Source organism: Kitasatospora sp. NPDC058243 (genome assembly GCF_042882025.1).
Classification (GTDB): domain Bacteria; phylum Actinomycetota; class Actinomycetes; order Streptomycetales; family Streptomycetaceae; genus Kitasatospora.
In genome coordinates, this window is sequence record NZ_JBHVWW010000012.1 from 78,752 (window position 1) to 102,064 (window position 23,313).

Annotated in this window: 13 protein-coding genes, 1 tRNA gene and 1 pseudogene; 6 read left to right on the forward strand and 9 right to left on the reverse strand. The window is 68.8% G+C overall.

Annotation, left to right across the window (positions count from 1 at the left end; genetic code table 11):
• Nucleotides 1–144: 144 nt before the first annotated feature.
• Complete coding sequence (locus ACFVX9_RS11380) at nucleotides 145–3,942, reverse strand: ricin-type beta-trefoil lectin domain protein (protein WP_387981407.1); 3,798 nt, start codon at nucleotides 3,940–3,942, stop codon at nucleotides 145–147.
• A 377-nt stretch (nucleotides 3,943–4,319) separates the two neighbouring features.
• Between ACFVX9_RS11380 and ACFVX9_RS11385 the strand changes: the two genes are divergently transcribed.
• Both ACFVX9_RS11385 and ACFVX9_RS11390 read left to right on the forward strand, forming a co-directional pair.
• Nucleotides 4,320–11,483, forward strand: coding sequence for an RHS repeat-associated core domain-containing protein (locus ACFVX9_RS11385; protein ID WP_387981409.1), 7,164 nt, complete (start codon nucleotides 4,320–4,322; stop codon nucleotides 11,481–11,483).
• Nucleotides 11,484–11,493: 10 nt separating this feature from the next.
• A complete protein-coding gene (locus ACFVX9_RS11390; protein WP_387981410.1) occupies nucleotides 11,494–11,871 on the forward strand; it encodes a hypothetical protein in 378 nt (125 codons plus the stop codon).
• Nucleotides 11,872–12,160: 289 nt separating this feature from the next.
• On the opposite strand, the gene ACFVX9_RS11395 is transcribed toward ACFVX9_RS11390, so the two are convergent.
• The 5 genes and pseudogenes from ACFVX9_RS11395 to ACFVX9_RS11415 all read right to left on the reverse strand — a co-directional run.
• Nucleotides 12,161–12,655: a hypothetical protein gene (locus ACFVX9_RS11395; RefSeq protein ID WP_387981412.1), complete on the reverse strand. Its 495-nt coding sequence runs from the start codon at nucleotides 12,653–12,655 to the stop codon at nucleotides 12,161–12,163.
• Nucleotides 12,642–15,086, reverse strand: a complete 2,445-nt coding sequence (locus tag ACFVX9_RS11400; RefSeq protein ID WP_387981413.1) for a site-specific integrase — start codon at nucleotides 15,084–15,086, stop codon at nucleotides 12,642–12,644. Before ACFVX9_RS11400 ends, ACFVX9_RS11395 begins: the two co-directional genes overlap by 14 nt.
• Nucleotides 15,083–15,424 carry a helix-turn-helix domain-containing protein gene (locus ACFVX9_RS11405; RefSeq protein ID WP_387981414.1) on the reverse strand — a complete coding sequence of 114 codons (342 nt, stop codon included), beginning with the start codon at nucleotides 15,422–15,424 and terminating at the stop codon, nucleotides 15,083–15,085. The genes ACFVX9_RS11400 and ACFVX9_RS11405 overlap by 4 nt, the downstream gene beginning before the upstream one ends.
• Nucleotides 15,424–16,548 carry a tyrosine-type recombinase/integrase gene (locus ACFVX9_RS11410; RefSeq protein ID WP_387981415.1) on the reverse strand — a complete coding sequence of 375 codons (1,125 nt, stop codon included), beginning with the start codon at nucleotides 16,546–16,548 and terminating at the stop codon, nucleotides 15,424–15,426. The genes ACFVX9_RS11405 and ACFVX9_RS11410 overlap by 1 nt, the downstream gene beginning before the upstream one ends.
• A 64-nt stretch (nucleotides 16,549–16,612) precedes the next feature.
• A pseudogene (locus tag ACFVX9_RS11415) lies at nucleotides 16,613–17,503 on the reverse strand (tyrosine-type recombinase/integrase); the annotation flags it as partial.
• Between the two features lie 532 nt (nucleotides 17,504–18,035).
• On the opposite strand from ACFVX9_RS11415, the gene ACFVX9_RS11420 reads away from it, so the two are divergent.
• The 3 genes from ACFVX9_RS11420 (at nucleotide 18,036) to ACFVX9_RS11430 (ending at nucleotide 20,091) form a co-directional block, all read left to right on the forward strand.
• Nucleotides 18,036–19,115: an alpha/beta hydrolase family protein gene (locus tag ACFVX9_RS11420; RefSeq protein WP_387981417.1), complete on the forward strand. Its 1,080-nt coding sequence runs from the start codon at nucleotides 18,036–18,038 to the stop codon at nucleotides 19,113–19,115.
• Nucleotides 19,116–19,305: 190 nt separating this feature from the next.
• Entirely contained in the window at nucleotides 19,306–19,596 is a 291-nt protein-coding gene (locus ACFVX9_RS11425; RefSeq protein ID WP_063349432.1) for a hypothetical protein, read from the forward strand.
• 180 nt (nucleotides 19,597–19,776) lie between these two features.
• Nucleotides 19,777–20,091: a hypothetical protein gene (locus ACFVX9_RS11430; RefSeq protein ID WP_380380127.1), complete on the forward strand. Its 315-nt coding sequence runs from the start codon at nucleotides 19,777–19,779 to the stop codon at nucleotides 20,089–20,091.
• Nucleotides 20,092–20,277: 186 nt separating this feature from the next.
• Here the strand turns inward: ACFVX9_RS11430 and ACFVX9_RS11435 are convergent, their stop codons facing one another.
• On the reverse strand, nucleotides 20,278–21,330 hold the full coding sequence (locus ACFVX9_RS11435; RefSeq protein WP_380380129.1) for an alpha/beta hydrolase: 1,053 nt from the start codon (nucleotides 21,328–21,330) through the stop codon (nucleotides 20,278–20,280).
• A 114-nt stretch (nucleotides 21,331–21,444) separates the two neighbouring features.
• On the opposite strand from ACFVX9_RS11435, the gene ACFVX9_RS11440 reads away from it, so the two are divergent.
• Nucleotides 21,445–22,080, forward strand: a complete 636-nt coding sequence (locus tag ACFVX9_RS11440; protein ID WP_380380131.1) for a TetR/AcrR family transcriptional regulator — start codon at nucleotides 21,445–21,447, stop codon at nucleotides 22,078–22,080.
• Nucleotides 22,081–22,133: 53 nt separating this feature from the next.
• On the opposite strand, the gene ACFVX9_RS11445 is transcribed toward ACFVX9_RS11440, so the two are convergent.
• Both ACFVX9_RS11445 and ACFVX9_RS11450 read right to left on the reverse strand, forming a co-directional pair.
• Entirely contained in the window at nucleotides 22,134–22,808 is a 675-nt protein-coding gene (locus ACFVX9_RS11445; RefSeq protein ID WP_380380133.1) for a hypothetical protein, read from the reverse strand.
• A gap of 409 nt (nucleotides 22,809–23,217) precedes the next feature.
• Nucleotides 23,218–23,301 (reverse strand) — tRNA-Leu (locus ACFVX9_RS11450).
• Nucleotides 23,302–23,313: the final 12 nt, after the last annotated feature.

Sequence of the window (23,313 nt, forward strand, 5' to 3'; positions counted from 1 at the left end):
GGCCCCCCCACCCTCCCCGGGCCCTCCACAATAGACGGCCCACCAGAGGCGGGGGGTCTTCGACGCAGCGTCGAGGCCCACCGGCCTGTCTACAGGCTGTTCACGTTCTTCAGATCGGTTCAGATCGCCCCCCGGCGAGTGCCATCAGGGCGCGTGCTGCTCGTAGTTGAGGCTCCACTGCTGGTTGGCCTGCAGACCGGGGCAGTTCCAGATCCCGAGCCGGGTGCCCTGCTCGGTGGCCCATCCGGGCAGTTCGAGGCAGCGGCCGCCGGGGTTGTCCGCAGTGACGGTGGCGGGGAGGTAGATCCGGCCGTCCGGGCGTACGGCCCACTTCTGGCCGGTGTTGCCCACGCAGCGGGACAGGATCAGGCCGGTTCCGTTGCCGAGGGCGTTGCCCTTGGTGGAGACGCACCAGCTGCCGGACCGGATGGTGCCGTCGGTGGCGAAGTTGAACCGCTGGTTGATGGTCTGCCAGCAGGCGTAGGCGGCGACCTCGGTGCCTTCGTTGGGTCCGCCGATGGAGTCGGCGCACAGCCAGTTCACCAGCTGGGAGTGGATGGTGACGCTGGAGTCGGAGAAGCCGGCGAAGGCCGGGGGAACGAAGCCGTCGACCTTGCCCTTGGTGCCGGTGCTGCTCTTGCCCGCGAAGATGGAGAGCGCGTTGCTGTTGTCCATGACCCAGAGGTCGGGGGTGCCGTCGTTGTTGAGGTCTCCGGCGCCGATCCGTGGGTAGTCGCCCGCCTTGACCGGCTGGCCGACGTCCAGCTTGATCCCCTGGTCGGGCCTGGTGAGGGCGGAGTAGTCGACCGTTCCGTCGGCCTTGTAGCCGAGCGGGTAGGCGAAGAGGTCACCCGTCGTGCGGTTCCGCGCCCAGATGGTGGTCTGGTAGGTGGGGTCGGTGGTGCCGGGGACGGCGGTCGCCCCGTTGGCCGCACCCGGGTTGAGCAGCTCCAGGTCGGCCCAGCTACCGGAGACGGCCGGGATGTAGGTCGCGGCGTCGAGGGAGTCGACGAGGCCGTTGGGCTGGAACAGGTAGAGGTTGTTGTTCTCCAGGGAGAGAACAGAGGTCTGGGTCATGATGACCTTGCGGGCCTCGTTGCCCGGCTCACCGCCCACGGCCTCGCCGTCGGGCGTGCCGATCGCGATGACCTGCGAGGCGCCGCTCCAGTTCTTCTGGCTGTAGCCGGAGCAGGGCTTGCCGGTCTCGTAGGTCGTGCAGGCGGGCCGGTTGAGGGCGATCGGGGTCAGGGTGTCGAAGCGCCCGGTGCCGTTGTTGGGGATCAGGTAGAGGGCCTCGCGCAGCTTGGAGGTCGTGTCCTTGGTGTAGTGGGCGAGGATCTCGTCGACGGCCTGTCCGACGGCGAAGGTGCCGTGGTGGCTGACCTGGTAGTCCGACCAGGTGGCGCCGAAGTCGCGGTTTCCCGGGGCGGCGGCGGCGGGGGCGGCCAAGGACGTGGTGGGGTCGATGGTGCCGCCGATGACGCGCAGGTCACCGTTCCTGTCGACGGTGATGACGTCGGGCTTCTGGTCGTTGTCGACGTCGCCGAACAGGGGTTGGGTGTCGGGCTTCCAGGGGACGTAGAAGTTGTAGACGGCCGGCTGGCTGTAGTTGCCGGCGTTGTCCATGGCCCAGGCGTACAGGGTGTTGGTGCCCCAGTCCCTGGGCTTGTAGGTGTACGGCTGGCCGGAGGGCAGGGTGCCGTTCTGGCCGCAGCGCCAACCGACCACCGGTGTCGGGTCCGTGCTCACGCGCACGCAGGCCACGCCGGAGGCCTGGAGCCCGGCGCCGGGGGCGGGATCCTCGGCGTTGATGGTGAAGGCGCCCGGGTCGTTCATGTACTTGGCCGGGGTGGGGTTGGGGGTGCCCGACGGCGGGAAGTCGGTCGAGCTGATGCTGACGCGGGGGTTGGTCCTGTCGACGCGGAAGTAGCACCACGGGGTCATGGGCGAGGTGAGGATCTCGTCGGTGGCGCGGGCGGTCCAGCCGTACTGGTGGCCGTCCGACAGTGATCCCACGCTCACGGAGGGGCCGGGGTCGTTGTAGCTGGTCCCCCAGCGTCCCTGGGTCCAGCTGAAGTTGGCGTCGTTGTCGTCCCACATCTGGTAGTCGGTGTGGAGGGTCTGCCCGGCGGGCGAGTAGCTGTTGGCCGTGAGGTTGATGTTCTGGTTGGCGCCGATCCAGCCGGGGTTGTCCCAGGGGTTCGCGCCGCCGGTGGTGCACTCGGCGGCGCTGTTGTTCCAGGCGAAGCCGGGGGCGGGGCTGGTGCGCGGGTACCAGACGGTCGGAGTGATGTCGTAAGTGGTGGTGATGGACGGATTGTTGGCGATGTAGTGCCGGAACGTCATGTCCCACTCGTTGCCCATCGGGGCGATGCCGACGGTCCACCACGGCCACTGGCCGGCGATCGCCTGCTTCATCATGTCGGTCACGTCGACGGCCAGCGGGCCGGTGCCGGTGATCCACTGCCCGTTGACCGTCGGGCAGTTCTCCATGACGACGGTCTTGTTGTCCCCGCAGGGCTGGTCGGTCCAGTTGGTGTGCTCGTGGATGGGCTTGGGAGCCGAGTACACCACGAGCGGCGTGTTCGTGCCCGGGCTGGAGGCGCCGGTGACCTGGAAGTTGAGGGTGGAAGTCCGGATGCTCGGCGGGCTCTCGGCGCCGCCGGGCTTGGTGTAGAGCACCGGGTTGATGCCGAACTGGAAGTAGGCGCGCTGGCGGCCCAGGTCACCGCAGTCCAGGCTCGGGTCGCTGCTGTGGTAGCCGCAGTAGCCGGTGGCCAGGTTGCTCTTCTTGTTGAAGTTCTCCGCCTTCTTGTGGTTCTCCTGGACCTCCACCGAGCCCTGGACCGAGCTCGTCGCCGCCACCAGGGACGGGTCGAGGTACCAGGGGCCGTCACCGGATCCGAGGGCGTCGTGGTCCGGCGTCAGTTCGATCGCCGCGGGCGTGATCTTGGTGGTGATGGCGGCCACGTTCGCACCGTCACCCGGTTCCTCGGCGGTCGACGGAATCCCGCTCGCACTCCCCGTGGGCGCGGGCGTCGGGGCGGCCGCCAACGCCGCACGCACCGAGTCCCTGGAAGCCCGGTCGGCGGTGGCGGTCGACGGCGCGGGCTTGCTGGAGTCCCACTGCAGCGGCACGGGGGCTCGGAAGCGCGTGACACCGCTGTCGTCGACGACGGTGATGCCGCCGGACTGGTCCTTGGTCATGGACAGGCCCTGCGCGGAGACCGGGAAGGTCAGCGACTTGAGTGCCGCGCTCTCGGCGGCCTCCTTGGTCCGCACGATGATGGCGTCCCGCCAGCCGCCCTGGGACAGCGCGGTCAGCTGCAGGTCCACACCGGGGAGGACGTCGGTGTAGGTGGCGTTGGCGCCGGTCACGGACGGCTTGGGCAGGGCGAACGGGGCGTTCACCGCGAGGCTCTTGCCGTCGTCGGTCGTCACGGTGGCCATCGGGCCCGCCCCGCCGCCGGAGAACTTCAGCCCGGTCGTCGCGACGGCCGGGCTGAACGTGCCGTCGGCGTTGGCCCTCAACGTCGAGTCGATGTCCGCCCAGGCACCTCCGCGCTTGGTCCTTACGGCCTGGGCGTTGTCGGTGCTGGTCAGCGTGCCGTCGGGGTTGGCGATGGTTCTGGAGGCCTCATTGGTCAAGGTCTCGACGGTGACCGGCTTGCCGGTCGTCTTGGCCTTGGCGAGCGCGTCCAGCATGGCCTGCTGCGCGGGGGTGCGGGCGGGTGCCGGTGACGAAGGGACGATCGGCGCCAGTCCACCCACAGGGCCGTGGGTCGGCGGGGCGGGGGCGGTGTCGGCCGCGAACGCTGCCGGCGCGCTGAGCAGGGCCAGGCTCAGGGCGCAGCCGGTGCCGAGGGCGGTCAGCGCGAGTATGCGCCTGCGTATGGACGGTGTTGGTGGTGTGTGCGCGATTGTGCGCGGAGTGCTGGGCATGCGGATTGAAGGTCCCTCCCGGTCGGCCAACACCCTCGACGGGGTGCGTTCGGGTGGGAACGATGCGTGCTGGTCGGCGGATCGGTCAAACCCTTTGTCGGTTCGTGCCGATGTGTCCGGATAAGCCGCAGATCAGGAGATCAAGACTTCATAAACATCTCATGTGCGGCACTCATGCGACCTGGTGGCGTGTCAGTGGGTGCACATATCGTCACCTCGATCCTGGCACATCCATGTCCATATGACGTTGTGTCGACAATGAGTGAGGAGACACCACTGTGGTGGTTTGGCCTGCCCGGAAACGGGCCGGAAAACGAATAGGCGGCCGATGGCGGTCGCCGGCTGTGGCGGCCCTGGTCGCTCTCACGCTGACCGGGGTGAGCGTGCCGCCGGCGGTGGCATGGACCTACCCCGAGCCCGAGGGGGAGGTCTGGGCTCCTCCGAACACGCCCCTGGGAAGCGCGGCCCCCTCCGTCAAGGGACACGATGCCCAGCCGCCGGGCGCCAAGACGGCGGTCAAGGCAGCGGGCTGGAAGCCGGAGACCGCTCCGCCGGTCGTCACCGGCACCGCGACGGTCGTGCTCGGCTCCGACAGCGCCGAGGCCGAGGCGGCCCGCAGCGCCACCGGCGGGGCTTCACCCGCCTCCGGTGGCATGACCGGAACCAAGGCCGGAGATCTGGCCGTCCGGGTCGCACCGGGAACCGGCCAGGGTGAGAGCGCGCACGCCGTCACCGTCGAGGTGGCCGGACAGGACAAGGGCAAGGCCGCAGGCGTCAACGGGCCGCTGGTGGCGCTGGCCGACGCCAAGGCGTCGGTCGGTGGCGACGGGCGGCAGGCGAGCGTCACCCTGGACCTGAAGGCCCTCCAGGCGGGCGGGTGGTCGGACCGTGCCGGCCTCGTAGCGCTCCCGGCCTGTTCACTGACCACACCGGAACGCCCCGAGTGCCGTACGCAGACCCCGGTTCCGGTGAAGAACGACGGCTCCGGCACGATCACTGCGGATGTCACCCTTCCCCCTGCGGCACCTGGCAACGCCCAGGGCGGTGCGGTGAAGGCGTCGTTCACCACGGCGAATTCGTCCGCCCAGGCGCCTGCGCAGGCCCTGACCGCCGGCAGCACCGGGGGAACCGGCGGCTCCGTGGTCCTGGCCCCCGCGGCCTCCCCGTCGGGCCCCCTGGGCAACTTCACCGCGACGCCACTGTCGTCGTCGGTGGCCTGGTCCGCAGGCTCTAACACGGGCAGCTTCACCTACAGCTACCCGATCCAGACACCGCCGGCACTCGGCGGCGCCGCACCCACCGTGGCGCTGAGCTACAACTCGGCGAACGTGGACGGCAAGACGTCCTCCACGAACGCGCAGCCCTCGTGGATCGGCGACGGCTGGGGCTACGAGCCCGGCTACATCGAGCGGTCCTACCGCAGCTGCGACAAGGCCGGCATCACCGGCTCGGGCGACCAGTGCTGGGCCGGGCAGAACGCCTCCCTCTCGCTGGGCGGGCGCTCCGGCACCATCGTGCGCGACGACGCGACCGGAACCTGGCACCTGGAGAGCGACGACGGCTCCAAGGTCGAGCAGCTCACCGGCGCGCCGAAGGCCGCGGGCGACGTCGACTACCAGGGCATGGAGTACTGGCGGATCACCACCCCTGACGGAGTGCAGTACTACTTCGGCCTCAACCACCTGCCGGGCGGCGACGGCAGCGACCCTGCGGCGAACTCCGCCCTGACCCTGCCGGTGTACTCGCCCAACAGCGGCGACCCCTGCTACAACTCCGCCAGCGGTAACAAGTCCTGGTGCCAGATGGCCTGGCGCTGGCAGCTCGACTACGTGGTCGACCCGCACGGCAACCTGACCACGTACAAGTACGCCGCCGAGGGCAACAAGTACAACCGCGGCCGCGTCCAGAGCGGCGGCACCGGCACCCTCTCTGACTACCAGCGGGCCGGTTACCTCAAGGAGATCGCCTACGGCCAGCGCCTGGACGAGCAGAAGGCGGCCAAGGGCGGCGCGAACCCGGCGGCGAAGGTCCTGTTCACCGTCGCGGAGCGCTGCATTCCCGGCGGTTCGATCACCTGCTCCGAGGACCAGCGCACCGCGGCCAACGCGGACGCCTGGCCCGATACGCCGATCGACCAGATCTGCACCGACGGCTCGTGCGTGAACTCGGCGCCCACGTTCTTCACGACCAAGCGCCTGACCGGGATCTCGACACAGGTCATGGTCGGCTCCGCCTACCGCACCGTCGACACCTGGAACCTCAACCAGGAACTCGCCGACCCCGGGGACGCCACCAAGCGAATCCTGCAGCTGGACTCCGTCCAGCGGGTGCCGAGCAACGGCCAGGCGACGATCGAGGACCTGCCCGCCGTCCAGTTCAAGTACACGATGCGTGCCAACCGCGTCGACGGCCTGGTCCCGGCCGAGAAGATGTACATGCGCCCGCGCATCCAGGAGATCACCACCGAGACCGGCGGCCGAATCGGCGTCATCTACGCCAACCCCGAGTGCTCCCGGGTGAACAACCACATGCCGTCCTCCGAGGACGGCAACACGATGGCCTGCATGCCCGTCAAGTGGTACCCGGCGTTCCTGTCCTCGAAGGACCCGATCGACGACTGGTTCGACAAGCCCCTCGTCAAGACCGTCGTCGAGCTGGACCTCGTCAGCACACCCAATGTCGGCAAGACCACCGAGTACACCTACAACGGTGAGGCCGCCTGGCACCGCAACGACGCGGAGTTCGCCGACTCCAAGACCCGTACCTGGAACCAGTTCCGCGGCTACCAGTCCGTCACCACCACAACCGGCAGCGGTGGCTCCAGTGAGGCCCCCAAGACCCAGCAGAAGGTCACCTACCTGCGGGGCATGAACGACGACTACCTCGCCAACGGCAAGACCCGCAGCGTCCAGGTCCCCAGCCCGCTCGGCGGCACCGTCACCGACAGCGCCCAGCTGTCCGGCCGCGTCGTCGCCACCGAGGTCTACGACCAGGCCGGCGGGACGGTCACGGCTGTCTCCGGGAACACCTACAACGGGCAGACGAGCTCCGCGACGCATGCCCAGAGCGCGGGCGCGCCGAAGATCCAGGCGTGGCTCCCGGACTCCGAGTTCACCGAGATCGCCAAGGCCAGGCTTGCCGACGGCAGCTGGCGCACGACGACGAAGGTCACGACCACCGAACCGGCCAACGGCAACCGCGTCATCAAGGTCGACGACAAGGGCGACGGCACCGCCGCCACCCCCGAGACCTGCACGACCACCGGCTACGCGGCCAGTGACAACCCGCAGCTCCTGACCCTGGCGTCGGAGACGACCACCTTCCAGGGGTCCTGCTCGGCGACGGCTACAGCCGCGAACACCCTGTCCAGCAAGCGCAGCGTCTACGACGGCAAGTCCTTCAAGCAGGCCGGCACGGTCGGAAACCCAACCGGCATCCAGGTCCTCGACCACTTCGACCAGTCCGGCAACCCCGTCTATCTCCAAAACGGCAACACCACCTTCGACGCCTACGGACGGAGCCTGACGACCAGCACGACCGACGGGTCGACCTACGACCGCAACGGCGCACAGACCAGTGGCCCGTCAGTCACCCCGGCCGTCATATCGGTCGCTCTCAGCCCGGCCGCCGGACAGCTGCCGACGGAGATCCGCACCACCGGACCGATGGGAGCGGCTTGGACCACCACCGTCACCCAGGATCCGGCCCGTGGCTCACCTCTGGTCAGTAAGGACATCAACGGCCGGGTCACCACCGCCCAGTACGACGCCCTCGGCCGTATCACCGCGGTCTGGGCGCCCGACCGGCCGACCGAGGAACTGCCCAGCCGGAAGTTCACCTACCTCCTGAACGGCTCCAAGGCACCGCCCACCATCACGACCGAGTCGATCAACGACGACGCGGTCACCTACTCCGCGAGCGTCCAGATCTTCGACGGCCTGGGACGGCCGCGACAGACCCAGAGCACCAGCGCCGCCAAGCCGACCGGGCGCCTGATCACCGACACCGTCTACGACACCCACGGCTGGGTGATCAAGACCTCGGGCCCGTACTACGAGCAGGGGTCATTCCCCACCAACTCCGTCTTCATCCCGGCAGCCGACGGCCAGGTCCCGGGCCAGACGTGGAACACCTACGACGGCAACGGGCGCGTCGTGCACTCGGAGTTCCGCTCCTACGGAAACCTCCAGTGGGCCACCAACACCGCCTACCCCGGCGCTGACCGCACCGACGTCACGCCTCCCTCAGGCGCCACTCCGACGTCGACCGTGGTTGACGCCCAAGGCCGCACCACCGCCCTGGGGCAGTACCGGACACCGACCGCGACCGGCAACCTGGCCGACGCGGACGTCACCAGCTACGGATACACGCCGGCTGGTCTCACCGCGTCCCGGACCGACAGCAGCGGCAACACCTGGAGCTACTCCTACGACCTGCTCGGGCGCCAGACCTCGGCCTCCGACCCAGACACCGGTGTGACCCGGACGTTCTACGACGTCAACTCGCGTATCGACCACACCGTCGACGCCAAGAACAACACCCTCTCCTACACCTACGACCTGCTCAACCGTAAGACCGGCATGTTCAACGGCGCCGTGGCACCCGCGAACCAGCTGGCCTCCTGGAGCTACGACACCCTCGCCAAGGGCCAGCCCACCTCCTCGACCCGCTACGTCGGCGGAGCCAGCGGCGCGGCTTACACCAAGGCCGTCACCGACTACGACACCGCCTACCGCCCTCTCGGCTCATCGATCACCATCCCGTCCGCCGAGGGCGCACTCGCCGGTACCTACACGACGACCAACACCTACAGCCCGGTCATCGGCTCCCTGACGAAGGTCGGCATTCCCGCCGCTGGCGGCCTGCCGGCCGAAACCGTCAGCTACGGTCGGACCATCACCGGCCTGCTCACCGCGGCCGCCAGCCTCAGCAAGGCCGTCATCGCCAAGGTCGAGTACGACGCCCTTGCACGCCCGGTGCGTACGACGGTCGGTCAGTACGGCAAGCAGGTCGTCTCCACCCAGCAGTACGACTGGGCCACCGGGCGGGTCATCAACAACTTCACCGACCGCCAGGTCGGAACCGTCTCGGTCGACCAGACCAGCTACACCTACACCCAGTCCGGCCAGATCACCTCGGCCACCACCATCCAGGACGCCTCGGCGACCGACACCCAGTGCTTCACCTATGACCACCTCCGCCGGCTGACCGGCGCCTGGACCGACACCGCGGGCACCTCCACCACCGCCGACTGGACCGACTCCTCAGGCGAGGTCCACGGCACCGGCAGCTCCACCACCGTGCCCGGCGTCGGCGGCTGCAACAACGCGAACGGCCCGGCCACCGTCAACCCCGGCGGACGGACCATCGGCGGACCGGCACCCTACTGGAACACCTACACCTACGACGCCACCGGCAACCGCACCGGCCTCGTGCAGCACGACATCACCGGCAACAGCCTCAACGACATCACCACGACCCAGACCTTCGGAGCCGCCAAGAGCACCAACTCCCCCACCAGCGCCCCCAACACCGGCGGCGGAACCGGCGGGCCCCACGCCCTGCTCACCTCCACCACCAGCGGGCCGGCAGGTACCAAGGCCGTCAGCTACCAGTACGACGCCAAGGGCAACACCACCGCCATCACGGACACCGGCGGTACCACCACCCTGGCCTGGAACGGCGAGGACAAGCTCGACTCCGTCACCAAGACCGGCCAGGCCGGCGCCACCACCTACCTGTACGACGCCGACGGCAACCAGCTCATCCGCCGCAACCCCGGCAAAACCACGCTCAACCTGCCCACCGACGAGCTCACCCTCGACACGGCCAGCGGCTCCACGAGCAACGTCCGGTCCATCGCCGCCCCGGGCGGCCTGACCTACACCCGCGTCACCGCCGCCATCGGCGGAGGCACCGTCCTGATCCAGGCCGCCGACCCGCACGGCACCAGCGGCCTCCAGGTCAACACCAACGCAACCCAGACCGTCACCCGCCGCCCCACCGACCCGTTCGGCAACCCCCGCGGCACCCAGCCCTCCGCTAATCAGTGGGCCGGCACCAAGGGCTTCGTCGGCGGCAGCAAGGACGACACCACCGGACTCACCAACCTCGGCGCCCGCCAGTACGACCCCATCCGCGGACGCTTCATCAGCCCCGACCCCATCCTCGACGCAGCCGACCCCCAACAGTGGAACGGCTACGCCTACAGCAACAACAACCCCGTCAACCTCTCCGACCCCAGCGGCCTTCGCCCCGACGGCATGTACGGCGGCACCAGCAGCCTCTTGCCCGATGGCACGACCGAGACATGGAAGCCGGACAACCACGGCGGATGGGAGTGGGGCCGCACCGTCTACTACGGCGCTCCAGGGAGTGGCGGGGCTCTCAAAGTCGAGCAGAAGATCAACTTCAACGCCAAGAAGCCTCAACCCGCAAACAGCACCTCACAGTGGATTAAGTTCGTCCCCAACGCCACCTGGGCCACGATCGTCAAGACCGCGGCCGATGTGACCGGCGTCACGGATGCGAAAACCTGCATCGAGGGCAGCGGGATGTCCCAAGCCATGGGATGCCTCGACACCGCACTGAACCTCATCGGATGGAACAAGGCAAAAGCCTTGGAACGCGGGTTCGAAAAGGGCTTGGAGTATGCGGTCGGGAAGTGCAACAGCTTTCCGGCGGGAACACTGATCCTTCTTGCCGACGGCACCACCAAGCCGATCGAAAAGGTCACCACCGGCGACACAGCCACCGCCACCGACCCGCAAACCGGAACCACCAAGCCGCAACCCGTCACTGCGATCATCACCAGCTTCGATGACCAGGAATTCACCGACCTCACCCTGACCACCACACAACAGCCCGGAATCGCTTCCGAGCCAACCAACCCACAAACCAAGAGCCTCCGGCTCACCTCGACCCAGCACCACCCGTACTGGAATGTCACCACCCAGCAGTGGACGGACGCCGCCGACCTCCACGTCGGCGACCAGCTCCTGACCTCCACCGTCGACACACTCTCCACCGTCCAGGCCATCCGGAGCTACCACACTCCACCCCAAAACGCCTACAACCTGACCATCAACCAGCTCCACACGTACTATGTACTCGCTGGGACCACGCCGATCTTGGTCCACAACTCCAACGGCTGCGACCGCACAATGGTGTTGGGAATCGGCGAGCACTCGAATGCTTTGGCCAAGCAGCTCGAGGGTGGCTACACCTTTAACGGTGATGACTATGCTCAGGTGATCGGTCGGCTTAATGGAAAGCCGTATGCCCAGTGGCAGGCGGAGGTCTCGAACGTACTTCGCAGCAATGGCAAGGTCGCTATTTCTCTTAAGGGCTTCGATGGCGCGACTCCAGAGGAACAGTTCATGAGTGCCTACCGGGCGGGGCGCGGAAGCGACTGGAAGGCCACCCAGTGGGAAATGGGGCAAGTGGGCCTGCAGGTCCAGATGGGAAATCTCGACTGGGGTAACATCACCTTCTATGACGGCGGCGGTAACGTCGTGAACGTCCCTGAACCCAAGTGGTAGGAGCAGGTCGATGCTGGATGAGGCGACGGGCGAGATCTATCGCTCGGATAGGTACTTCAAGGTCTGGCAATATACGGTCAGCCATCGAAGGCTTCTCCTGCGCAGTACCAGGGATATGCCACCTGTTACGCGGATCGACATTCATTTCGGAGCTGTGAGCATTATGCTCCTCCGCCCCAACTACGATGGGCTTTTTATTCGTCAGGCAAGCGATGATGAGTGCCAGAAGATTAGCCTCGACTATGGCATCGAGGTACGTCCGGGTCGCCTATTCGCTCTAGGGAGAGACCTGAAGAGTTTCGTGGTATCTGCTCCTCCGCAGTGGCGTGAGGATGAAGGTGGATTGAACGATCCGTCTTGGTTTGGCCACATGACTGGGACACCCTGAAAGTGCATCAGAAGGCCCCGCCGGAATCGAATTCCGGCGGGGCCTTCATGTCGTGCTGGGGCGTCTGACGGCAGTAGTTGACGGCAACGTCAACGGACGGGCGCTGCACAAAGTGGCGGATCGTCGCCATCTTCGGGCTCGGTTCCGCCGTCTGCGCTGTCGCGGAGGAGGCTGCTGAGGGTGTCGATGGCTTGGCGCTGGAGGCGGAGGCGGAGGCGGACGTGTAATGGTGACGTCGGGTATTGGAACCGTCTGAATACCTGCCGTGGCAGAGCTGCTCGAGGCGGGCTCACAGGTAGTCGAAGAAGCGGATCCACCAGGTCGGTGGGTGCTCGGGTGAGTAGTAGGCAGCGAGATTGCTGGCGCCGTCATATCGGGTCCAGAGCAGGTGCTCGGAGACGGCGATGTAGCCGAGCGCTTCGAGTTCGTCGTCGATGCGACGCCGGTCGGCAGTCTCGAAGAGGACGTTCTCTTCTTCCTCGTCGTAGCTGCCGGGGTTCCCCAACGTCACGGCGACGAGGTTGCCGAAGTTGCTGACGGTGATGGTGATGTGGACGTCGTTGGCCGTCGCGGTGGTGGGGACGAAGATGGTCCCGTGCTGGCTGGCGTCCTGGACGCCTCGATCGACGGAGCAGGTGCAGTGGAACCGTTGATCCAGCCTGGCTGCGAGCTGGTCGAAGCGGGCTCGGGTTGCGGCGTGGTCGTAGCCGCGGGGGAACTCCATGTGGTCTGGGTCGTCCAGGTCCCGCAGCAAGGCCCAGGTGTGCTGGTCATCGAGGGGCATGGTCGTTGTTTCCGTCCTTGCGGGAGTGGCTGGTGCGTCGGCTGACTTCGGCGGCGTAGTTGGCCCAGTCGCCTGCGGAGAGGCGTTGCCAGGCGACGGCGACGTCGGTGTGGATGCCCAGGGTGCGGGCGAGGATCGCGGCGGGGATCTCGGTGGCGAGCTGGAAGAGTGCGGTGCTGCGGGCCTGGCTGGGGCGGATCCCGAGCTGGGTCAGTCGCTTGGTCAGCTGTGTGGTGCTGATCGGGCGTCCCGGCTGGCCGCCGGGGAAGAGCCAGGGAGAGGGGGCCAGGACCCCGATAGTCGCGTGCCCCTTGCGGTTCGCGGTGACGGTGCGGGCCAGCACGGCGACGGGTTCGGGCAGTTGGACGGGCGCATCGCCGAGGTGGAGACGTACTCCCTGGGCGCTGACGTCGACGTCCTCGATGGTCAGGCGGCTGATGGCTGCGGCCCCCTGGGCGTAGAGGAGAAGAAGCAGGCCGGCGAGGCGGTCTTCGGGTTTGAGGGTGTCGTCGTGCAGGAGTCGGCGCGCGATGTCCCAGCGGTGCTCGTTGTCGAGCGGTTGGGTGGGGCCGTTCCAGCGATAGGCGGGGACGTGGACGGTGGTGAGCTTGTTGGTGCGGGCCCAGCGGATGAAGTGCCCGGCCGTCTGGCGGTGGGTGGCTGAGTCGTCGGTGAGCCAGCGGTCGAGGTCGGCCTGTCTGCAGGTGTCCAGTGTGAGGTCGTGGGCTGTGAGCCAGTTCAGGAAGGCGGCAGCGGCGTGGGCGCGTTGACGGACGGAGTCGAACTGCTGCGGGGTGGCGGGGTAGCCGTTGTTGCGTCGGCGAAGGCGTCTGACCAGGTGCCAGATCGTGTAGCGGTGGAGGAGCTGCCGCTGGTCGGGGTCGTGTTGGGAGGCGAGAAGGCGGGTGAGGAAGCGTTCGGCGCGGGTCATGTGCTCGTCACGTTCGGGCAGCGCGCCGACGCCGACCAGGACTTGGCGCAGGTGGGCGAGGGGCGGGCTGTCGGGCAGTTCGTCCAGGGCCTGGTGCGTCAGTGCCCGCCGACCGGCAGCGAGGTCGGATAGCACGGGGGCGATGGACGGCTTGTTCAGCCAGCGCCGGGCGGTGGTGGGGTGCTCGGTGGTGGCGATGTTGTGCCGCAGGGCTTCGAGGCCGGGGTGGAGAGAGCCGGACGCAGGGCCCAGCAAGTCATTGAAACGCTGGTTGATGAGGCACCGGACGCACTGGCCGGGGTGCGGGTAGTCAGGATCGGTGCAGGTGGGACAGGTGTGCCAGACCTCGGGGGTAGTGCAGTCGGTGCAGAGGGGCTGGGCGAGGGTGCCGGAGGCGATCACCGCGAGTTGGCCGCAGGCCGAGCACGGAGCCGAGCGGCGCTGGCAGTCCGGGCACGAGGGTCGGCCCGTGACGCGGGAGGTCCCGCAGGGCTTCTCCTCGGCGCAGATGCCGCAGGTTGACAGCGGTAGAGGTGGACAACTCGGGCAGAGTGGGCCGTCCGGCGTCCGGGTGTTCACGAGTCGGCGGCGGCCGCAGTTGATGCAGGATTCCAGGTTCGCCGGGTCGGTGATCAGGCAGTTCGGGCACAGCGGCCTGCCCTGGTCGTCGCGTGTGGCCGGCTCTCGCCTGGCTCCGCAGCGTGAGCACTCCTCGATGCGGGTGTGGGAGATGCAGGTGCGGCAGACCCGTTGCCCGTCGAGGGGCTTGTCGATGGTCACGACTCTGTGGCAGCGGGGACAGGACGGCCGGACGATCCCGGTGACGCCGGCTGTGTGCAGCAGGTCGATCAATCGCAGGATCGCGCGCAGGGGCGCGAGGTGGCCGTCCCCGGTCAGCAGACCGGGCTTGGCCTCCAGGGCCCAGGCGATCTTCTGCTGGTAGGAGGGGCGGGGTGCCGACCGGCGGACCGCGTCAGCGATTGCTTCCTGCCTGGCGTGAGGGTCCAGCTCGGCGATCACGGTGTAGATCACGGCGATGGGGTCACGTCCGTCGGCGTCCGGGCACATCTTGCAGCGCGGTCGTCCGACGCGGTCCCGCGATGCGATGCGACGGGTGTTTCCGCAGGCAGCGCAGGGTTCGGGCCGTGGACCGCAGACCGAGCAGTACCAGTCCTGGCCACGGCGCTGGAGGGTTCGCAGCTGCCTGCCGCACTCAGCGCAACACGGTGGTGAGACCTTCAAAGCACCGGCCTCTCGCAGCGCGATCAGCAGGTCGCTGACGGCCCTCGGCGCCGGGGAGCGGCCGTCGGTCAGCACGCCGGGATGCTCGGCCAGGTGCGACGCGAGGCGGCGTGACTTCGCGCGGCCGCCGGCGACACTGCTGACCACGGCGCGGATCCGAGTCATCTCCAGTTGGGGTTCGATGGCCGCGATCAGATCCACGATCAGCCCGACCGGGTCGGCCAGGGCCCGGTCGGGGTGTCCCGGTGCGACGGTCACGGCCGCTCGACACCGCGGATACGGGCCCGCTTGGGCCGCAGATTGCCGACCCCGGTCTCATCGCCAACTGCCTTCTTGGTACGGGTAGTTGTTGTAGCTCCGATCGCGGCCACGGGTTCGATGAGGTCGTCGATGGAGCAGTCGAGGATGTCGAGCAGGGCCATGAGGATCTTCAGGCTGAGTCGCTCGGGGCGCTCGACGGCGAGCCGGTAGACCTGGCTGGAGGACAGGGTGATGCCGCGCTCGCCCAGCAGCGGGATGAGGTCTGTGGTAGAGAACAGTCCACGGTCGGCCATGACCTTGCGCAGGTGCCAGTGGTAGTCGAGCTTGGCGGCCATCAGCGGTCCTTGTCTGCGGGGGAGGTCGGGGCGAGTGCTGGCGCGAGTGCCTTGTGGAGCATGGTGTTCATGAAGTCGTTGCTGACGTGGGTGTAGATGGCGGTGGAGCTGTCGTTCTCGTGACCGACTTGCTGCTGGATGAACCGCCGGTCGACCCCGTCCTCGGTGAGGTGGGTGACGTAGGCGTGGCGAGTGGAGTGGACGACCAGCGCTTTCGGGAGCTTCAGCGCGTCGCGGTAGGCGACGAACCTGGCGTTGATCTCCGCCGGCTTGATCCGGCCGCCCCGCTCGGTCACCCACAGCGCGGGATGGTCCTCGCAGCCGAACCTTGGCCGGACGTTCTCCACGTAGTCGGCGACCGCCTCCACCGCCCAGTCCATCACCGACAGCACGTTCCGGCGCCGGGGCGGCTGGCCCTTCTTCGCCTTGCCGTAGCGGACGTTGAGCGTGCCGTACCGGCCGAACTGCGGCGCTGACGCGTTGCGGCCGAAGTCCACCAGGTCGAGCTTGGCCGCCTCGGTGCGGCGCAGGCCCCACCCGTAGATGACCTTGAAGAGTGTGGCGTCCCGGTAGGCGGCGAGGGCTCCCTTGCGCTTGGATCGCACCGCCCGGTCGACCTGGTCGTCGGCGTAGTCGAGGAAGCGCTGGATCTCCTCGCGGGTGAACGGCCTCGCCTCGGGGCTGCCCTCGTAGTCGTTGAGGTGGGCGATGGTGTTCCACTCGTGGCAGATCGCCACCGGGTGGGTGCCGAAGGCGTCCTCGCAGGCCACCGCCCAGCCGTAGCGGCCGTCGATCAGGAACTCGCTGAACAGGCGCAGGCTGCCCTGGTAGCTGCGGATCGTGGACGGCGCGAGGTGCTTCTCGCTGGTCAGCCACAGTGACCACTCGTCCACATGCCCCGGCGCCCAGGCCCACGGGTATTCGTTGGTGTACTCCAGGAACCGGCGGACGAGCCGTTCCCGGGCGGTGACCGTGTCCTCGCGCAGCCCGCGGGCGGCCTGCTGGGCCCGCCAGCCCCGCAACATCGCCTCGACCATAGCGTCCTGCGGACGCAGCTGGACCACCCCGGAGACCAGCTCCAGATGAGCCGCCCCCGCCAGGTCGGCACGTCGCTCAAGACCCACTTCCACCCTCCCCTTCAGAGGGCAAATCCTGCATCAGACGGGATCTGATCGCCAAACCCCCAGCTCAGGCCGCCAAGTTGCAGGGCGATAGGGTCCCCGTCAGGCGTCGCTCTGACCTCGTGACCTGCAGTTTCACGCCCATCAGATGCAATTCCCGAGGGTTGGCGTAGACGGTGGCGGTGACGCCGATGTGGGCGTGGCCGAGAAGTTCCTTGATGACGACGAGTTCGACGCCTTGTTCCAGGAGGAGTGTCGCTGTCGAGTGCCGGAGGTCGTGGAAGCGGATCTGGCGGAGGTGCGCTCGGCGGAGTAGCGCGTTGAAGTGGCGGGTGAGGGTGGCGGGTGAGGGTGGCGGGTTCGATGGGGTGGCCGTCGGGGCGGGTGAAGACGTGGCCGCTGTCCACCCAGCCCGCGCCGGCCTTTTGCTTTTCCTGGGCCTGCTGGTTGCGGTGGGCGCGGAGTGAGAGCAGGCAGGGGGCCGGGAGGACGATGCGGCGTTCGGAGCTGACTGTCTTGGTGGGGAGGGTGGTCAGGCCGCCGGTGCGGGTGCGCTGGAGGGTGCGGCGAATGCTGGCGGTGCCGCTGCCGTGGTCGAGGTCTTCCCAGCGCAGCCGAGGAGTTCGCCCTTGCGGAGTCCGGTGCGGAGGGCGAGTTCGAACAGCGCGTGGAGGCGGTGGCCCTGGGCGGCGGTGAGGAAGGTGCGGGCCTCGTCGACGGTGAGGGGTTCGAATCGGCGGGGGCGGGGTGTGCCGGTGCGGACGTTGCGGGCGACGTTGCGTGGGATCTCTTCCTCCCGGACAGCGTGGTCCAGAGCGGACTTGAGGACGGAGTGGATGTAGGCGAGGGTCAGCGGGGAGAGCCGCTTGCCGCGGCACGTACCGGTGGCGCAGCAGCGAGGCTGGTTGCGGGCGGCGTCGAGGCCGCGGGCGCAGCACTGGCAGGTGGTGCGGAACCGGCCCTCGCGAGATGGGTGCAATCCAGGGGCACGGTCCAACAGTCGGCTCGGGCGGGGTGTCGTCGGACGGCGGGGGGCATCGCACTGCCGTATGGGGTGTTCCTCGAACCGAAGATCGGTGAGCCCGGGCGGAGTTCCGGGTTCGCGTGTCTGCAGTGCCTGGGAAGAACCGTAGGCCGGTGCACGGAGTCGGAGGAACGGCCGGTTTGAGCTCCGAGGCGTCGCAGGATAGGTGGGGCCGGTGGGGCGCCCAACTGTGCGCGAAGGTGGGCGACTTGCGCAAGGGCGGGCGGGTGGAGGTGGGGGTGTCCGGGTGGGGGGTGGGGGCGGCGTGGCGGGTGCGACCTGGGGTGGAGGGGGTTAGGTCGTGGGCAGGACGCGGTGGGGGTGGGGGCGGGCCTAGCGTGGCGGTATGTCGACAACTTCTCGGTGGCGGAGTGCTGTTCTGCTCGCCGTGCCCATTGCCGTCCTGCTTTCGTTGGCCGGTCCGCAGGCCGCGCTGGCGGCTTCCCCGACGGCCGGAACGCTCTCGTTGAGTGCGGCGACGGAGGTGCCGCAGGTACCGCAGGTGCCCGCGCCGACCACGCGACGGACGATCGGTGCCACGTCGGTGCACCTGGTGGACAAGACGCGGCACGACCCCTGGCGGGCGGACGCCGCGAGCCGCGAGCTGATGGCCACCCTCTGGTACCCGGCGCAGCCCGCGCGCGGGGAGCACGGGGAGCACGGGGAGCAACTGCCGTACGTCTCACCCGAGGTGTCGTCCGCGCTGTTCGGCACCCCGGCTGTCAGCGAGGTGCGGACGGGAGTGAAGGCCCGTACGGTGCCCGCGCCCGGGCGGCACCCCGTGGTGGTGCTCTCCCCCGGTTACGGCTACAGCCGCACCTCGCTCACCGCCCTAGCCGAGGACCTCGCGGCCAGGGGCTACGTGGTGGCCGCGCTGGACCACACGTACGAGACGGTCGTGCAGTTCCCCGACGGGCGGGTGGAGACCTGCCTGATCTGCGATCACGTGGACGACCAGCGGGCGGCCGAGGTCACCCGCAGCCGGGCGAAGGACATCAGTTTCCTGATCGACCAGTTGACCGCGCCTGGGCCCGGGCTCGTCCGCGGGTTGCAGGTCGACCGCTCCCGGATCGGCGCGGCCGGCCACTCGATCGGCGGCGCGAGCGCCGTCGAGGCGATGAGCGAGGACCGGCGGATCCGCGCCGCCGCCAACCTGGACGGCGACTTCTTCGCCCCGCTGCCCGCCGACGGCCTCGCCCGCCCGGTGCTGCTGCTCGGCGCCCAGCGGCACGCCGGCAGGCCCGCGACGGCCAACTGGGACGAGACCTGGCAGCACCTGACCGGCTGGAAGCGCTGGCTGGACCTGCCGGAGGCCGGCCACCTGTCGTTCTGCGACATGCACTGGCTGGTGGACTCCCTCGGCGTCCGCGACCAGTTGCCGCCCGACACCACCCCGGAGCAGTACGGCACCATCAAGGGCGACCGTGCCCTCGCGGCCACCCGGGCGTACCTCGGCGCGTTCTTCGACCGGCACCTGCTCAACCGCCCGAGTCGACTGCTGGACGGCCCCTCGGCGGCCTTCCCGGAGGTCCGCTTCGCCAAGTAGCAGGTGGCGATTGGCGAGTAGCGAGCGGCAAGTGAGGAGTGGCAAGTGGGCCGCCGACCGCACGGCGGCGGCCCGGGGCGCCCGATCAGGTGATTCGGCCACCGCAGGGCTGTGACCTGCGGCGGATCGGGGCAGTCCTCCGGCGCAGCCGCCATCCGCGGCGGCTCCCCGGACACTCTGGAGTGACGACATGCGACGGATCAGCAAGGCGCTCGGCGCGGTGGCCCTGGCCGCGGCGGTGGCAGTGGCGGTGCCCGGTTCGGCCCAGGCGGCCACCGGTCAGCTGCGGGTCGGGTTCAAGACCTACAACAACCCCTCGGGCTGCTACCAGAGCGACATCTGGCCCCTCATCGTCGAGAACCTCACCGACAAGCCCGCCGACGTCCACGATCGGCCGGGCTGCGAGGGGCCCGTCATCGGTGTGGTGAACCCGGGCGAGACCAAGACGTTCGAGTTCGGCGCGAGCGTGAGAATCGCCTGACCCTCCGGACGGTGAAGAGGCCGGTCGATCCGACGTGACGTCGGGGCGGTCGGCCTCTTCGGTTCGCTGCCGTCGCCAGGGCGCGCAACGGGATGACGTGTTCATGCGAATGGGTCGATACGCAGGTGGACTGCAAGGGAACTGTCTGCGGAGCCCCATCCCCACCAAGGAGGTTTCCTCGTGAAACGACTGCTCTTCGTCGCCGGCATGGCCACCGCCGTCCTGAGCCTGACCGGTGTCGGCGCCGCCGGTGCGGCCGACGGGAGCGCGCACGGCGTCCCCAGCAAGCGGGCCGGTGAAGTGATCCGGTGCGATGAGGTGAACGCCAACGGGCCGAACGTGATGGGCCGCTCCTGCGACAGCACCGCCTGGGGGCCGCTGAGCGACTTCGTCGTCATGGACCGGACGTCACGCGCCGGGTACGAGTGTCAGAGCGGCTGGGCCGAGGGCTCGCTGTGGGTGAACGGGCAGGGCTGTCGCCCCATCCCCGCGTGATCGGCGGTCGGCTCCGGGCCCCGCGTGGGCGGCACCCCATCGCCCACTGAAGAACCGGAACGGCCGGTCGACTGTCGAGTCGACCGGCCGTCCGTGTGTGGCGAACCGGCACAATCCCAGACGAAGGAAGCCGTCGCCCATCTGAACCGACTGCCACGGTGAGCTCCCTGCGACAGGAGCGCCGGGTCAGCCGGCCAGGGTGTCTTTCAGCCAGGGCGCGATCGCGGCCATCGCCTCGCCGAAGCGCGAGATGGCGCAGTGGCCGGTGTCCGGGATCAGTTCGACCCGGGTGTCCCGGCGACCCTTGAACACCAGGGTGTCGTCCAGTGGGACGTGGACGTCCTCGGTGCCGTTGACCACCAGCATCGGCCCGTTGGTGTCCTGGTCCAGCAGCGGGCGCAGGTCGAACGCCGCGAAGGCGTTCTCCAGCTCGGCCCCACTCGGCGCGGCGTCGAAGCCCAGGGCGTTGCCGACGATGCCGTCCATGCCGAAGGCGAAGCCGCGACCGGGAGCGAAGGAGCGCTCCACCGGGCCGCCGAGCACCACGGAGGCGTCCACCGACCCGGTCAGTCCGGTCCGGGCGGAGTAGTAGCCGCCCATCGAGATGCCGAAGTGGCCGACCTTTCCGCTGCCGGCCGCGCGGGCGAAGGAGACCAGTCCGGCGATCACCTCGGCCCCGCCGTCCGGGGTCATCGGCAGGTGGGCGGTCTCGCCGGTGCCGGGGAGGTCGAACAGCAGCAGCCGCGCCGGCAGGGTGAACGCGAGCTGCTCCCACATGCCGTGCAGGTCGGTCTTCCAGGAGTCCACGCCGCCGCTGGCCAGCACGACCGGCGCGTCGGCGGGCAGGCCGGGGGCGGCCATCAGGTGGATCGGCAGGGTGGCGGTGCCGCCGCGGTACGGGACGGTGAGCGTGCGGCGCTCGAACTCCACCGGGAAGCCGGGGGCCGCGAGGACGTACTGCTCGACCTGGCGGGCGAGCGCGGTTCGCTTCGGGTCGTCGGCGAGCGAGGGGAACTTGGCCCAGCCGTACGCCTGCGCGGCCAGACGGTGGCGCCCGGCCTCGGCGTGCCGGGCGGCGAGGGCGGACCACTCGTGCACCCAGCTGCCGGGCCGGTCGGGCCACATCTCGGTGACGGCGGCACGGACGGCGTCCACCTCGTCGACGGGGAGGCCGAGGGTCATCTGCGGGTAACGCTCGACGAACAGGTCCTGCGGGTCCAGGGGCCAGGTGAAGGACATAGTGGTGCCTCCTGCTGCACTTAAAGCCGGGACGCTTGCATTAACGACTATGCGCCCGAGCAGCACCTAATGCAAGCGCTCTTGCGTTAATGTGGTGGCCGAGGTGATCAACACATGACCGACGAAGAGCCGGAGCCAGCGCAGAAGCCGGCGCAGGAGCCAGCGCCGGAGCCGATCCGCCGCCGCCCGGGCGGCCGTGCCGCGCGCGTCCGCCAGGCCGTCCTGACGGCCGCCACGGAGCTGCTGGCCGAGGAGGGCATCGACCGGCTCAGCATCGCCGGGGTCGCGGCCCGCGCAGGGGTCAACGAGACTACGGTGTACCGGCGTTGGGGCAGCCGGGAGAAGCTCGTGCTGGACGCCATGCTCACCGGCAGCAACGAGGGCGTCCCCGTCCCCGACACCGGAGCCGTCCGCACCGACCTGGCCGCCTTCGCCCGCGCGCTGGCCGAGTACCTCGCCACCCCGACCGGCCGTTCCGTCGCCCGGGCGGCCGCGCTCAGCTCCGACGACCCCGACCTCGCCGAGGCCTGGCAGACCTTCTGGCAGTCCCGCCTCGACCAGGCCGGCGTCATCGTCAGCCGGGCCGTCGAACGCGGGGAACTTCCGACGGGCACCGACACGGCCCTGGCCCTGGAACTGCTCTGCGCCCCGCTCCAGACCCGCTGCCTGCTCGGCCACCGCCCGATCGAGCCGGATCTGCCGGAGCGCCTGACGGACATGGTGCTGAACGGCCTCCGAGGGACGACCTGAGAGGGACGGCCTGAAAGGGAGGAGCCAGGGAACCGCCCCGCGGCAAGGTGGTGTCAGCGAGGAGTCTCCGTTGCTGCGGGAGGCATCAGGCAGGGGGTATTGACCAGGAAGAGGAGAAGTCCTCCCTTCGTGGTCTCGACAGTGATCAGGTACCGGCTCGATGCCTGGGATGCGTCGAGGACTGTGTCCACCTTGCCGTTGGCGCTCTCCCGGTAGCCGTCGATCTTGAAGCCCTGCTGTTCGAGCATCGTGCGGACCTTGCGGACGGCCTCAGGATGCTGTTCGAGCGGGGTGGAGCTGTAGACCGCGTACGACAGCTTGTACCGGCCGTCCTCCCGGACCTCGTCGTTCCTGCCGACACAGTCGGTGAAGAGCGGCTCGACGCTGCCGGGGTCGAGGGCTGCTCCGGCGGTCTGCGCCGTGTCCTCGGTCATGTGCTTGGCCCAGTCCTGGGCGTCCTGGCGGGCCTTGACGGGGAGAGGATCGTTGGGGCCTGGCGTGGACGCGCATCCTCCGAGGATCAGTGACAGGCAGGGCGCCAGCGCGGCAGCGCCCAGACGTCGGGCTCCGACACGGCGTGCGGCCACCGACCAACCCGTCAGCTGGCTGACAGCCGTGTGACTGGCAGTAGCGACTGCCTGACAAGGCTTCGCGAAGTCCTCGCCGATGGCCCGCGCCACACCTGCGGACTTGTACATCTCGCCCGGGTCAACCTTGAGATCGCCCACTGGCTCCCCCTCCCAACAACCTTCGGTCAGCAAGCAGCCTATTTCTGTGATCGACCGGTCTCTATCCGCAGAGATACTCATCCGAAATCAGATGATTGGTCCTGTTCTAGCAAAACGAGGCCTTTGCGTCGCTTCTGTGGCTGCGCCGGCCTACGTCGTCCGCACCCAGTTCCGGCGCGTGCCGGCGCCGTGGACCGGTGCGATCTGGCGGCCGTCGGCGACCAACCGCCACGCCGCCGCCCAATCTGACGGCGCAAAACCAAGCTCTCGACATCCGGCCCCCACCGGCCGTCTCGAACAAGCGGCCTGAACAAACACGGGGACGGTCACTGGGCCCACAAGCGCCGAGACGGCGCCTCCGGACAACAGAACGGCCGGTCGACTGTTGAGTCGACCGGCCGTTCACATGTGCGCGAGGGGGGAGTTGAACCCCCACGCCCTTTCGGGCACTGGAACCTGAATCCAGCGCGTCTGCCTATTCCGCCACCCGCGCATCTGGGTGATG